The sequence below is a fragment of the Streptomyces griseocarneus genome (assembly GCF_014655595.1).
GTDB lineage: Bacteria > Actinomycetota > Actinomycetes > Streptomycetales > Streptomycetaceae > Streptomyces > Streptomyces griseocarneus.
Map to the genome: position 1 here is coordinate 83,580 of NZ_BNBL01000011.1, position 12,856 is coordinate 96,435.

A 12,856-nucleotide genomic window follows, 5' to 3' on the forward strand; every position below is an offset into this window, starting at 1 on the left:
CCACTTTCTGAGAAGGTCAGGGCGGTGGCAGTGCGAGCGGCGATCCACACGAGTCGACGAACCTTCGGAATCCGTGTCAAGGAGCATCAGCAGATGAGGAACCCACTGCGTACCGTGCTCGTGCCGGTGGCCGTCGCGGCTGCCGGCGTCCTGCCGGCCTCCACAGCCCATGCGGCCGACGGGTACGACCGGTGCCCTGCCGACTACTACTGCATGTTCTCGGGGCTCGACGGCACTGGCGACATCATCAAGCTGCGAGGGAACACGCCGGACCTCACGGCGCTCGGCATGAACGACAGGGCCAAGTCGGACTGGAACCGGACCACTTCGACCATTCATCTCTGGTCCGACACCAACTACACCGGCTGCACAGCCGTCACCTCCGCCGGCCCGACCGGCAAGGGCAATCTCTTCCCCGCCTACAGGGACTTCTTCAGCTCGGTGCAGTTCGGCGGTCCGGGCGGTCCGTCCTGCGGGACACCGCCCGGCGAAGACGGCTAGGTTCAGTGTTGACGGAAGCCTGAAGCGGTGCGGTCGCGGGGCTGACGTACGCGCCGGCCCCGCCGCCTCCCCCGCCGGAGCGGACCTGCCTCCCCGGGCAGGCGGCGGCCCACGAAAAGGACCTCACCGAGCGCGTCCATTCCGTGTCGCGAGCGGCGAGGGCGCCGGGTTCGTACAGGACAATCCGCTGGATGCTCTCGGCGCACAACCGGAACAGGACGGCGTCGGCACGGTGCAGGTGCTCGCACTCCCAGGTTGTTTCCGCACGGTCGTGTGCCGATGTGGTCAGATGTGAGCATCAGGCGCTGGGGCAGTGCACCCGGATCGAGTGAGGGGTCGTGAGGTTGACCCCGTGCGAGCGGGGTCGTAACTCGTCGTCGGCGCCCAGGAGACCGAAAGCGTGCAGCCGCAGGGCTTCGGCCAGGGTGAGCCTCATCTCCAGTTCGGTCATCTGGGCGCCCGGGCAGCGGTGGGAGCCGATGCCGAAGGGGAGATAGCGCATGCCGTCGGGAGGCCTCCCGAGGAACCGCTCCGGCCGGAACCGGGCGTGGTCGGGATAGGCCTGTTCGTCGTGGTGGGCGAGGTGGATCGCGACGGTGATTTCCGTGCCTTCGGGAAAGTGGAAGCCCTCTGCGGTGAAGGGCGTCACCACGCGCCGCGCAGCGCTGGTCGGGGTGACCGTCGGGACGCGCAGGGCTTCCATGCACACGGCGGACAGGTAGGGCAGTGACGCGATCTCCCGTGTGGAGGCGTGTTCCGGAAGCGTCCGCAGTTCCGCGGTCAGGCGTTCGGCGACGTCGGGGCGGTGGTGCAGCCAGTACAGGGCCATGGACATGCCGTTGGCAGCCGTCGTGGTCCCTCCGGTGAGGAGGCTGACGAGTTGGTCGCGTATGTCGTGGTCGGGCAGCTGGTGAGGCGCGGCCAGCAGTGCGGTCAGCAGGGAGCCCCTGGTGCCGGTTCCTGTGGTGCGGGCGCGAGCGATCTCGGTCAGCAGGAGGCGGTCCAGTTCGGTCCGGTGGTGGCGGTATTGCGCGTCGAGCTGTGCGCGTCGCTGGGGGGCGGCTGTGCGTGCGTTGTGCAGGGCGTTGAGTACGGCGACGAGCGCTTCTTCCACCGCGTGGTCGGTGGCCTGGGGAAGGTCGGGGAAGATCAGTGAGTTCATGACGCGCGCCGTGATCCTGATGGTCATTCTGGCGAGCGGCTGTGGGGGGCATCCGCGTAGGTCGTGCAGCCCTTGTGTGATCAGCCGGTGCACCGTATCGGCCCGTCGTTGTAGCGATGTGCCGACGAGGAGGGGTGTCACGATCTGCCGTATCCGTCGGTGCTCGGCTCCGGCGAGCTTGAGCATGCTGCGCGGGCCGATCAGGTCGTTGTACATGGTTGTGCCCAGGCCGACGAGTTCCCGGTCGTGCCGTAGCAGGATGCTGCGGAAGTGGCGAGGGTCGCTGAGAAACACCCGCGGCGGTTGATCTGGTCGATAGAGCGTGAACAGGTCCCCATAGGAGGCGCGGAATTCCTCCAGCACCGAAGGCTGCTGCTCCAGGCGCCACAGTTCTTCGCGGTTGAGGGCGGGGCCGGGAGGCAGCGGCAGAGTGGCAGGCATCGTGCGAGACCGTCCTGTCGCGTCGATATCTGGGATCGGCTGCGGTCATGTCCGGTACGGATCGGAAGGCTTCCCCGTCAGATGTTCTGCGGCATTCAGGGGTGAGGAGCGCTGGGGCGGCTCACCGGCGGAGAGGGGGGCCGGCGGAGAGCGGGGCGGCGGTGGCGTGGCCGTAGCGGGCGCTGTCGTGAAGAGACCAGTTGACCGTGCCGGTCATCCAGTCCTGGCAGCCGTCGATCCATCCGGAGAGATGGGGACTCGCGGTGCGGCGCACTACCTCGGCAAGCTCCGCGAACTTGGCGACCTCGGCATGCGTCTGGTCCACCGCCAGATTCACCGCTTCCTGCCACGACCGGCCGGGCTCGGCGTCTTTGATGACAGTGACGAGGCTGCGAGTCGACGGTTCATGCACCTCGACCGGGGCGCTGAGCACGTCGTTCGACCACGCGATGACGTTGACCGCGTGCAGTTCCAGCCGACGCGCCTCGGGCGAGGAGAACTCCTCGGCCGTGATGGGGCCGGCGTTGGCCACGTCCGCGAGCGCAATCGGCGGTTTCAGGCCCGCGGAGTAGCGGCGGAACGACGCGTACGAACGAGGACTGACGTGGTCGGTGCACACCTGATCGAACACTTGCGTCGCCAACGAAAGCAACCACAACCGCATCGCGGTCGCCCACCGCTGATAATTCTCAGCCGAGGGCACCAACGCACGAAGCCGGCGACACAGATCCAGCCATGCCGTCTCGCCGTGCACGGGCTGTTCGCCGAGCTCCTCGAGATCGACCACGTCCAACATCGCGGTCAGCCTCCGCACCATGGTGGCCGCCTGCTCTGCGTTCTCCACACGATCGGCCGTCACGTCATCGAACAGGAAGAACCAGAGCATGAAGTCGGCGGCCCACTGGGCAAACGCCCTATCGGCACGGGGGAAGCAGCGCGCGGCCAGCCACGCGAATCGGTAGCCTGCGTACCGGTCGCGTTCGGCGTCATTCCGGAGCAACGCGTGCCGCTCGGACCAGGAGACCGAGGCCACGTGCATGACTTGGACATCGGAATGAAGACTGCCGGCCCACGGCAACTCGATCGCCGGCAGGACAACCTGATCGAAGTCAGTGAGATCGTGTCGCATGCTCTCGTGTCCTTTCAGCGGGAAGTGACGCTGCCGCATCCAGCTACGAACCCCTGTCGATCGTTGTCAGGGGTGACTCAGAAACGCCGCATGCATGGGGTCCGGGACGGGGGCATGGGCAGCGGTGATCTCATCCCGCTTGCTGTTCGGTAGGCCTCAGGACCTTCGTCGCTGACGACGAGCAATCCATGGTCCCGGCCCTGCGCGGGACGGGAAAGGACACGAATGCGCCAGTGAATCCTGTGCGGACGGCGGCAGCCACCGCAGAGCAGGAGCTTGTGACACCGTGTCGTCCTCACCGTGTCGTCCTACGCGCGGCGGCGCGCCCGATCGCTGCCAGGCCGTCCACGCCGACGCGTGTTGTCCCGGCCGGGGCCGGCCCTGTGCCGACCACGCCCCTGCCCGAAGACGCCCCAGCCGATCGCCGCACGGTGCGGGGTCCTGGAGGTCCCCGAGAATCGCGCCCGCACCGGCGGGCGGACCAAGCCGAACCTCGCCTGCCCGGAGGTCGAGCGGTTCTCCGCGGATGCCGTGGGGCTGCGCTACGACGCGCCGTCGAAGGGGCAGCTACTGGTGCGCGCGATGAAGGAGGTGCCGGGATCGCGAGAAGCGGCACAGTGGAGCCCGGCGGGGCCCCGCATCGGACTCAGCGCCGGGCCAGCGCCAGCACACTCAGACCGAACATCAGGACACCCAGGGGGAGGTGGACCGACGGGACGTGCGCGATGCCGAGTACGACCTGGACCGAGGCGAGTACGAGGAATCCTGACGCGTGCCAGACAGGCCGGGGCGAGCCGCCGCCCGGCTTCCACGCCAGCACCGCCACGAGCACGTACAGCATCGACGCCCCGTACATCACACGGGCTCCGACACTGTGCAGCATCTCCCCGTAGGACGAGGTCAGCAGCAGTCCGGCGGAGACCGCCTGAAGGAAGATGGTCAGGGTCTGCAGGGCGATCGCGATCCGCAGGAACGAGGAGCCGCGCTGTGCGTTCGCCGTCTTCGTCACCTGAGTGGCCATGTCACAGTCCCCTTTTCCGCCCTCGGGCAGCAGGTCGATAAGGTCTCACCAGTCCGACGACGCGGGCCTGCGAAAGGTAAGGCGAGGGGGCGGCCGGAAGCATGGGGACTGTCGGGACCAGCGCGAATGAGATAGCCGGCGGGCGACGCCACCTGATCAACGTCGCCTACCGATTGCTTGGTTCGGTGACCGAGGCCGAGGACGCCGTACAGGATGCCTACGCACGCTGGTACGGGCTGCCGCGCAGCCGGCAGGAGGAGATCCTGTCCCCCGGCGCCTGGCTGACGACGGTGACCAGCCGCATCTGCCTGGACCTGCTCGGCTCGGCGCGAGCCCGCCGTGAACGCTACGTCGGCGCATGGCTGCCCGAGCCGCTGCCCGACCGCACCGAGTGGGACCGTGCGGGCGGCGCCGACCCCACCGGCCGTGCGGACCCCGCCGACCAGATCGTTCTGGACGAGTCGGTGACCATGGCCTTCCTCGTGGTCCTGGAGTCGATGACGCCCGCCGAGCGGGTGGCTTTCGTCCTGCACGACGTCTTCCGGTATCCGTTCGCCGAGATCGCCGACGTTCTCGCACGGACCCCTGCGGCCTGCAAGCAGCTGGCCGCCTCCGCCCGGCGGCGGGTGAGCGTCGCGCCCGCCCCGGTGTCGGCGACCGGCCAGGCGGACGTGGTGAGGCAGGTCAAAGAAGCATGGGAGACCAAGGACATCGCAGCCCTCGTCGGTCTTCTCAACCCGGCTGCCGTGATGACCGCCGATGGCGGCGGCATGGTCGGCACCGTCCTGCGCCCGGTCGAGGGCGGTGCGCGCATCGCCCAGTACATGGTCGCCATCGCCGACAAGGCTCCGGGGCTCGAACTCCTGGAGTGTTCGGTCAACGGCGTGCCGGGCCTGGTGGCCCGGCGTGCCGGCGTCGTCATGACCGTGGCCGCGTTCGACGTCTCCGACGGGTGCATCACCCGGATCTGGGCGGTCCGCAACCCGGAGAAGCTGCGGCCGTGGGCGCGGGAGGACTAGGCCGTGTTGTGAAAGATCGCCGTCCTTCGTACTGATCTTCGCGCTTGGTGCCGGGAGATCTAAGGGGTCCCGCGAGCCGTGATAAGTCCTGCGGCAGCCGACGGTCGTAGTGTGGAACTTGTTCCCGAGGAGGACTTCTGATGCGCAGCGTGACCTACTCGATGGGCGTCTCCCTTGACGGCTACATCGTCGGGCCGGATGGCGACTTCGGCTGGACGGAACCGGACGAGGAGGTCTTTCGCTCCTGGATCGACGAGATCCGAAAGGTCGACGTTCACCTGTTGGGGCGACGGCTGTACGAGACGATGTTGTACTGGGAGAGCGCCGACCAGGATCCATCGCTCGACGACTCAATGCTCGAATGGGCCGCGATCTGGAAGCCGCTCCCGAAGGTGGTGTTCTCCACCACGCTGTCGACGGTGCAGGGCAATGCCCGTCTGGCCTCCGGCGGCCTGGCGGAGGAGATCGAGCGGTTGCGAGCCGAGCCGGGCGAGGGCGACATCGCGATCGGCGGCGCGACTCTCGCCGCCGAGGCGGCCGCGTTGGGGCTGATCGACGAGTACCGGGCCAGGGTCTACCCGGTGCTGGTTGGCGGTGGTATTCCGTTCTTTCCCCGGTGCGAGCGCCGGGTAGATCTCGAACTCGTCGAGACCCGCACTTTCAGCTCACGAGTCGTCTACCTCCGCTACCGCGTGGCGCGCCAGGCCTTGCTTTAGAAGGTGCTGAGTTGCTGGGTGTGCCGTCCGGGAAAGTCACGGGCGGCCATCCAGCGCGGTCGCGCTTCAGCCGGTTGGGGCGGCGGCTGCCGGAGCCGGGGAGAGCGTTTGGTTCACGGTTGTCCGGAGCGTTGTGAGGGGGCCGCTGGACGATTCCTTCCGCGTCCAGGGGGTCGCGCCTGCGAAGTCGTGAGCGATGACGGACTGGACCCGGTCGGCGATCGCCTTGTGCGGGAGGATGACGCCGAGCTCGCGGTTCTTGTCCAGCGACGTGGGGGTGAAGTTCTCCGAGCCGATGAACACCTGCTCGCGCGCGGTCGCGTGGTCGGCGACGATCGCCTTGGCATGGATGTAAGGGGTGTCCGAGGGCGCGTAGGTGCTCACCCGGACTCCGGCGGCTGTCAGGGTGTCAAAGGCCCGGGCGTAGGTGTTCTTGGTGTTGGTCATCACCACCGTGACCTGGACGTGCCGCCGGGCGGCTGCGGCCAGGGCGTCGATGACCTCGGTGTCGCTCATCTCCAGGCACTCCACCCACAGGTTTGTCCTGGCCCGGCTGATGAGGCCGAGGAGCTGCCGACGGGCGTCGGTGGGAGACCACACCAGGTGGCTGCCTCTTTCCGGGGTGACCGGTGCGTGGGCGTGGTCGGCCGCGAAAACCCGCTCGACTGCCGCGACGTCGGCCGGGTCGGTGTCGACGATGCCGTAGTCACGGTAGGTCGCGTACCGCTTCGGGACCAGGTTGCCGGTCATCACGAGTGCCGTCGTGCCATCGACGACCAGCGTCTTCTGGTGGGTGTAGGAGAAGCGGGCATCCGACCAGACCACGTCGACGCCACCGTCCTTGAGTGCTGTGTAGGCGGGGCCGTTCACCTGCTGCTGGCGTTGGTCGAGGATGACTCTGGTCCGAATGCCCGCCTTCTGCCGCGCGACCAGCTTCTGCACGGCCATGGTGTCGGTGAGCTGGTAAGTGATCAGGTCGACGTCGTGCCGCGCGGAGTCGATGAGCCGGTAGACCGGTGTCAGGCCGTCTTCGGGCTGGACGACCACCGAGTACCGTCCCTGAGGGACAGCTGATGCGAGCGGCGCCACCGCCGTGGTCGCTCCCCAGAGCGCCAGGGCCACCACGGCCACCACTGCCGTCCGGCCCGTTCGAACAACACGCGACAGCCCCATGGTCCTCTCCCTGAAACGCAGCGCCGGAGGGCACACGGTGCGCCCGGAACGCCGTCTTCCTCCCCGCACCGGCTGCCTCATACGCAGCGCGTCGTTGTGTAGCAGCGCGCCCGTCACACCACGTACGCACTTCCCGGTGCAGCGGATGTCCCATGAGCAATCTGGTGACACAGCGGCTGGTGACTACCTGGTTCGCGTCCAGAGCATCAGCCGGCGCGCCGCGCACTCCACAGGCGATACGGGCGCATACGGGCGCACGAGGGGCGCACCCAGGGTGGACAGGGCGAGGTCCGGCAACGCCACGCATCTCGCCGGGTGCTACCGCGCAGGCCGTCTGCTACTGGTCGGCGACGCCGCGCACATCCACGTCCCCGTAGGCGCCCAAGGGCTCAACACCGGCCACCACACCGCGTTGTCCCGATCGCATGGCCACGGCGTGGTTGAGGTGGAAGAACGGGCGCGCCAGTGGCATCCAGCGTCGCAACGCGGGCTTCCTGACGCTGACATCCTCGGTGAAGAAGGCCACGCAGCCGTGCCCACCGTCGTCTCCCACGCGCCATCGCACGTTGCCCGTGATGTCCCCTTCGAGTGCCGCCTCCAAGACACGCGCGACGGGATCCTGGACGAGCGGCCTCAGCCGTGCGGTCAGCTCGTAGGGCAGCATCGACCTGATGACGACCTCGCACTCCCGTTCGCCGGTCTGCTGCACGGAACGGAAGGCCGGCCACCATCCGGGGTAGTGCTCGATGTCGGCCAGCTTCGCGTACATGGTGGTGGGCGGGAGCGGTGCCCTCCAGCGTCCGGCGAAGCGCATCTCGTGGCGGCTCACGTCAGTCTCCTGGTCGGCTGTGCGCTCCGGGGCAGTCGGAGGTGGTTGCGGGTACGGGCGAAGAAGGCGGCGGTTCCCAGTCCCCACATGAGGAGGAACCACAGTGGGCCGAGCAGGAGGTGTCCGTACGGGGTGTCCGTGGAGGTGAAGCCCGCGGCAACGCTGACCTGCGTCGGACCATAGCCGGGGAGCAGTTGGAGCCCGTCCTTGTCGGCTCCCGTGTTGCTCATGGGGTTCTGCAGCATGGTGTCGAGCAGGCTCGCCATGATGATGACGAACAGCGCCGCCAGTTCGTTGCGCAGAAAGGCCCCGAGGAGGACGCCGATACCGCCGTAGGCGACCGTGGCGGTGAACAGACCGAGCGCGAGGAGCCCTGGCCGGACGGGATCCCAGTACCAGCAGATGACGGCCGTGGCGTAACCCGCGATGAGGGCGGAGGCGACGGTCATGGCGATGACCTTGCTCAGGAGCAGAAATGTGCGGGGATAGCCGGCGAACGCGAGCCTGCGGTCGAAGGCGAGGGATTTGAAGGTGGTGATGAACATCATGAAGCCGACGATGAGTGTCACCGTGTTAATAGCCCCGGACACCATCGTCAGATGATTTCCGTTGACGGTGACGGTACGACCCGTCGCGCGCAGCAGGAACCGCGCCGGCGCCGGAGTGACGAACAAGTGCTCCAGCGTCAGCCAGAGAGGGATGTACACGACGACCAGCGCCAAGGCGAGGTGGTTGCGAGCGTGTTCCAGGAGAGCGAACGAGGCGCCCGTGCGGAGCCCTCTGTGCGTCCAGTTCAACGGTCCGCCCCTCGCGTCGTCACCTCGCGCATCACGTCGGACTCCCCCGGTGTCGCCACTCCGTGACGCAGGCGGAGCACGACGTCGAGCCGCTGGGTGTCCCAGGCCAGGTGCGACACGACCAGGACGCAGCGTCCCCGCTCGCGGAGCCGGGCCGCGACGTCCCAGAAGCGGAGGTAGGTCTCCCAGTCGAAGCCCTGGTACGGCTCGTCCAGCAACAGCACGTCCGGGTCGTGCATGAGCGCCAGGGTGAGATTGAGCTTCTGCCGGGTGCCTCCGCTGAGGGCATCCACCCGGGTGTGCCGGTATTCGGCGAAGTGGAGTTCTTCGAGCAGTTCCTCGGCCCGGTCGGACCCCTCCAGGCCGTAGGCGGTCTGGAACCAGCTCAGATGCTGGTCGACGGTGAGGGAGTCGTTGAGTACGGTCTCCTGCGGGCAGTACCCCAGGGAGCCACCGTGCTCGACCTTGCCGGAGTCGGCGGCGATCTGGCCGCACAGGATGCGCAGCAGCGTGCTCTTGCCGGAGCCGTTCTCGCCCACGACGCCTGCCAGTGTGCCCGGCTCCAGACTGAAGGAGACGCCTCGGAGCACACGGCGTGACCTGTAGGACTTGTGTACGTCGTGCACGCGCAGGGCGTACGGAGTTCGGGGCACGGCGAGTGCTTCCTCCTGCGTAACGATCGTCGTCGGGGTATCGGGGTAACTGTCAGCTGCTGCGGCGGGACAGGTCGGTGATGAAATGCCGCCACTGCTCCTGCACGTCGGCAGGGATGGACGCCCCGCCGAGGGCCGTAAGCGCCGACGTCACGTGGCGGACAGCCGCCTCCTCGGAACGTCGCCTGCTCTCTGTCTCCTCCAGCAGTCGCATGGCTTCGGGGACATCAACCGGAGCCAGAGGACCGGAGCCCAGCAGCGCCGCGAGCCGCCGGCCGGCGGCGGTGCCCGAGCCGACCGCGAGCAGGAGGGGCAATGTCTTCTTGCCGCACATCAGGTCCGCTCCGACGGGCTTTCCGGTGACCGCCCTCTCGCCCCACAGGCCGAGGATGTCGTCGAGGATCTGGAAGGCCACCCCCAACTCGCTCCCCGCGGAATGGAGTGCCTGCACCACGGGGGCCGGCGCGTCGGCCAGCACGGCGCCCAAAGCCGCGGCACAGCCGAAGAGGGCGCCGGTCTTGCCGCGTGCCATGCCCACGTACCGGTCCGGGGAGACCTCGCCCGCGGACCACCCTTCGAGCGAAAGGTCCTCCGCCTGCCCCTCCACCGTCTTCTCCACGGCCACGATGAGAGCGTTGGTGGCCGCGGAAGCCCCGGGAGCCTGCGCGTGGAAGATCTCAGCGACCGCCTGCACGACGAGGGCGTCACCGGCGAGCACCGCCGGACCCGTACCGAACGCGGCCCAGGCAGCAGGCCGACCGCGACGCTCGGTGTCACCGTCCATGACGTCGTCGTGCAGCAGGGAGAGCTGGTGCACGAGCTCGACGGCCGTTCCGGCGATGGCGGCGAACCGCTCCGGCGCCCCGACGGAGCGGACCGACAGCACCGCCAGCGCCGCGCGCACGCGCTTGCCGGCTCGCTGCAGGGGACCCACGGAACCCTCTGCGTCCCACCCCAGGTGGTAGCGGCACACCTGGGCCACGGACGGATGGAGCCGTGCCACGATCCGGCGCAGCTCGGGTTCGACGAGCGCCACGCCCCGCTCGAGGATCTCCTCACTTCCCGGCGGCCGCTTCGACGTGCCATGCGGGACAGTGCTGTGCAACAGAATGCGTGTCATCACTGCCTCGTCCCGCCCCGTGGTCGGCAGCCGCAGCCCGCAGCCCGCCGTGGTCATCTCCGGCCTCCGCCCACCGCATAACGACACCGGCGATCGGGAGTCACGGCAGCAGCAGTCGCGGTACGACCGGATTCAGCAGCCGGCTGCCCGTGCTCGCTGACGGCAAAGACCACGTCGATACGTCCGCGGCGGCCGTCGCTCTGCACCGCCCGGAAGCATGACCTGTGCAAGCCGGCAGAAGTCATCCGGCTGCGGAAGGCCCCCAGAAGTGGATGCCGCGCTTCACCGCCCCCGTCCAGCTCAGGGGCCATGGGCCGGTGCGCTCGGCTCGTTCCGCGCCGAGCATGACTTCTCCGAGGTTCCGGACATGAGCGGTCATGCCCAAAGCCGCAAAGATTCGTTCGCTTTCCGTTCCCAGCACGATCAGCTGAGGCTCGAGAGCTGACTCGGCTCCCTTGTAGTCCACGATGATCATTGCTGCTTGACGGGACGAGTCTGGGTGGGTTGCTCCGGATGTTGGGGACTCGTCCCAGGTTGGCTGGTCACGCGCCCGCAGCTAAGGCAGCCCAGCCCGAGCCGCTCACTGCCGAGGTGGCGGCCGTCCTGCTCCTGCCCCTGCTCCTGCTCCTGCTCCAGCCGAATCCGGCGTACATCATCAACGGCACGCACGACGTACTCAGCCACAATCGGGCGGCCGAAGAGCAGTTCGCAAACCTCACCGCCGCGACCGAGGACCGGCAACCGAACTTCGCCCGCTGGGTGTTCCTCGATTCCGCCGCCCGGAACGTACTGGTCGGCTGGGAGCACGAGGCGCGCGCCCTCCTCGCCCGGCTGCGAACGCTCGCCTCCCACCAACCACGGCGACGCCCGTTACGACGGGCTGCTCGACGAGCTGAAGGCGGGCAGCCCCGAGGTGAGCGCTTGGTGGCCGCGGTACGACGCGCAGGTGCGGCACGGCGGACGCAAACGGCTACGGTGCCCGGAACGCGGAGTCGTCGATTTCGCGTACACCGCGTTCCACCTGGCCGAGGACCCGGAACAAACGCTGGTGATCTACTCCGACGCACAGTCCCAGGGCCCAGTGGCGTACGTGTCCTCGCGAGGGCCGCCCTGGGCCTGGCCCAAGCGCCATCGCCTTCCCTCAGGGTGATGACGGGTAGAACTGACGGACCCATTGGCGGAAGAAGCCGATGGCCTCGTCACTTGCGGCGAGGCGGGGCCGCGGCTCGTAGCGTTTGGTGTTCCAGATCGCCAGGTCCTGGTGGACCTTGCCGACCGCGGTCCTCAGCATCGCGCGGGCGAAGGCTCGGTGCAGGCCGCGCCGTGGGAGCGACGCTCCGGTGGCGTCCGGCTTGCGGATGTCCGCACAGGCTGTCGCGACCAGCATGTGGGTGCGTCGGGGCCCGGTCGGTGTGTGCATGACCCACAGGTAGCTGATGAGACCGAGCGAGGGCAGCGGGAGCTCGACTCGGAGGTATCCCAGCCCCGCCATGAGGAACGAATGGTCGGCCTGGATCCTCTGCCTGAGGACAGGAGGCCGGTCCGGCCCCAGGCGCAGACGCATGCGCAGGAGGGGGCCTTCGGACGTCGGCGGGTCGAGTTCTTGCACGGCCACCTGGTGCAGGACGGGGAGATGCCGGTAGTCGAGGGTGTTCTCGATGATTTCCTGGGCGTAGGTGTGCACCTCCGCGCTCCAGGCGGCCGTTGGCACGACTCCGGTCTGGACGGTGTCGGGAACGTCCCAGGTGGGTGGGGCGCCGTCCGGTTCGTACCAGGCGAAGACGAAGCCGTTGTGCTCGCTGATGGTGTGGTGCAGCAGGCGAGCACGCGGTGGCGGGCCGTCGGGGGTGCTCACGCAGGTGCCGTCGGGGGCGAAGGCGAAGCGGTGGAAGGGGCACACCAGGTTCTGGCCCTGCACGGTGCCGCCTGCCCCGAGGTGAGCCCCAAGGTGTGGACAGTAGGGACGCACCGCGCGGGGCCGGCCGTCGCGGGTGCGGTAGAGGACGACGTCCTTGTCCATGAAGCGGCGGGTCAGAACGCTGCCGGGGGCGAGTTCGCGTGAGCGTGCCAGGCAGAACCAGCCACTCGGGTAGGGCAGACGCGGACTCGGCTCGTCAACGGTGGGGTGTGGAGTACGAGATGTGGGTGGCTCGTCCCTCATCGTCATGGCTGGCAGCCAATCACAGGAAAAGACATCGAATATCACCTATCCAGCAAGGACGCCCGTATGAGGTATCTGCTGGGGTGGCCCGGCAAGGGTAGGACGGAGTCACTGGTCCTGGCTCCGTCCCACCT

14 protein-coding genes and 2 pseudogenes are annotated in these 12,856 nt (G+C 68.2%); 6 read left to right on the forward strand and 10 right to left on the reverse strand.

Translation table 11 applies throughout. From position 1 onward, the window contains the following. The first annotated feature begins 93 nt into the window (after window positions 1-93). Window positions 94-501 carry a peptidase inhibitor family I36 protein gene (locus IE295_RS25460; RefSeq protein WP_190066104.1) on the forward strand — a complete coding sequence of 136 codons (408 nt, stop codon included), beginning with the start codon at window positions 94-96 and terminating at the stop codon, window positions 499-501. Between the two features lie 298 nt (window positions 502-799). Here the strand turns inward: IE295_RS25460 and IE295_RS25465 are convergent, their stop codons facing one another. From IE295_RS25465 to IE295_RS25475, 3 genes are all read right to left on the reverse strand, one after another. Beyond that, window positions 800-2,104 carry a cytochrome P450 gene (locus IE295_RS25465; protein ID WP_224323303.1) on the reverse strand — a complete coding sequence of 435 codons (1,305 nt, stop codon included), beginning with the start codon at window positions 2,102-2,104 and terminating at the stop codon, window positions 800-802. 121 nt (window positions 2,105-2,225) lie between these two features. Continuing rightward, window positions 2,226-3,233 (reverse strand): terpene synthase family protein, encoded by a 1,008-nt coding sequence (locus IE295_RS25470; protein WP_190066106.1) that lies wholly within the window; start codon window positions 3,231-3,233, stop codon window positions 2,226-2,228. Between the two features lie 646 nt (window positions 3,234-3,879). Next, window positions 3,880-4,254 (reverse strand): hypothetical protein, encoded by a 375-nt coding sequence (locus tag IE295_RS25475; protein WP_190066107.1) that lies wholly within the window; start codon window positions 4,252-4,254, stop codon window positions 3,880-3,882. A gap of 101 nt (window positions 4,255-4,355) precedes the next feature. Here IE295_RS25475 and sigJ point away from each other — a divergent pair, with 101 nt between their 5' ends. Both sigJ and IE295_RS25485 read left to right on the forward strand, forming a co-directional pair. After that, window positions 4,356-5,273: an RNA polymerase sigma factor SigJ gene (sigJ, locus tag IE295_RS25480; RefSeq protein ID WP_190066108.1), complete on the forward strand. Its 918-nt coding sequence runs from the start codon at window positions 4,356-4,358 to the stop codon at window positions 5,271-5,273. Between the two features lie 140 nt (window positions 5,274-5,413). After that, window positions 5,414-5,989: a dihydrofolate reductase family protein gene (locus IE295_RS25485; protein WP_190066109.1), complete on the forward strand. Its 576-nt coding sequence runs from the start codon at window positions 5,414-5,416 to the stop codon at window positions 5,987-5,989. A 66-nt stretch (window positions 5,990-6,055) separates the two neighbouring features. Here the strand turns inward: IE295_RS25485 and IE295_RS25490 are convergent, their stop codons facing one another. Beyond that, a complete protein-coding gene (locus tag IE295_RS25490) occupies window positions 6,056-7,162 on the reverse strand; it encodes a phospholipase D-like domain-containing protein (RefSeq protein ID WP_190066110.1) in 1,107 nt (368 codons plus the stop codon). A gap of 145 nt (window positions 7,163-7,307) precedes the next feature. Here IE295_RS25490 and IE295_RS34505 point away from each other — a divergent pair. Continuing rightward, window positions 7,308-7,511 (forward strand): annotated as a pseudogene (locus tag IE295_RS34505) (hypothetical protein); the annotation flags it as partial. Here IE295_RS34505 and IE295_RS34510 read toward each other — a convergent pair. From IE295_RS34510 to IE295_RS25520, 5 genes are all read right to left on the reverse strand, one after another. After that, entirely contained in the window at window positions 7,500-7,991 is a 492-nt protein-coding gene (locus IE295_RS34510) for an SRPBCC family protein (protein ID WP_190066256.1), read from the reverse strand. The pseudogene IE295_RS34505 and the gene IE295_RS34510 overlap by 12 nt on opposite strands. After that, window positions 7,988-8,788, reverse strand: coding sequence for an ABC transporter permease (locus tag IE295_RS25505; RefSeq protein ID WP_190066111.1), 801 nt, complete (start codon window positions 8,786-8,788; stop codon window positions 7,988-7,990). Before IE295_RS25505 ends, IE295_RS34510 begins: the two co-directional genes overlap by 4 nt. After that, window positions 8,785-9,420 (reverse strand): ABC transporter ATP-binding protein, encoded by a 636-nt coding sequence (locus IE295_RS25510; RefSeq protein ID WP_190066240.1) that lies wholly within the window; start codon window positions 9,418-9,420, stop codon window positions 8,785-8,787. The genes IE295_RS25505 and IE295_RS25510 overlap by 4 nt, the downstream gene beginning before the upstream one ends. Before the next feature lie 73 nt (window positions 9,421-9,493). Then, window positions 9,494-10,561, reverse strand: coding sequence for a polyprenyl synthetase family protein (locus IE295_RS25515; protein ID WP_190066112.1), 1,068 nt, complete (start codon window positions 10,559-10,561; stop codon window positions 9,494-9,496). A gap of 241 nt (window positions 10,562-10,802) precedes the next feature. Next, entirely contained in the window at window positions 10,803-11,036 is a 234-nt protein-coding gene (locus tag IE295_RS25520; RefSeq protein WP_190066113.1) for a hypothetical protein, read from the reverse strand. 38 nt (window positions 11,037-11,074) lie between these two features. On the opposite strand from IE295_RS25520, the pseudogene IE295_RS34310 reads away from it, so the two are divergent. Together IE295_RS34310 and IE295_RS34315 are read left to right on the forward strand one after the other, a co-directional pair. Then, window positions 11,075-11,353, forward strand: a pseudogene (locus tag IE295_RS34310) (MmyB family transcriptional regulator); the annotation flags it as partial. A gap of 121 nt (window positions 11,354-11,474) precedes the next feature. Further along, on the forward strand, window positions 11,475-11,711 hold the full coding sequence (locus IE295_RS34315) for an MmyB family transcriptional regulator (protein WP_308013132.1): 237 nt from the start codon (window positions 11,475-11,477) through the stop codon (window positions 11,709-11,711). On the opposite strand, the gene IE295_RS25530 is transcribed toward IE295_RS34315, so the two are convergent. Further along, window positions 11,703-12,728, reverse strand: a complete 1,026-nt coding sequence (locus IE295_RS25530; RefSeq protein ID WP_190066114.1) for an aromatic ring-hydroxylating oxygenase subunit alpha — start codon at window positions 12,726-12,728, stop codon at window positions 11,703-11,705. The genes IE295_RS34315 and IE295_RS25530 overlap by 9 nt on opposite strands. Window positions 12,729-12,856: the final 128 nt, after the last annotated feature.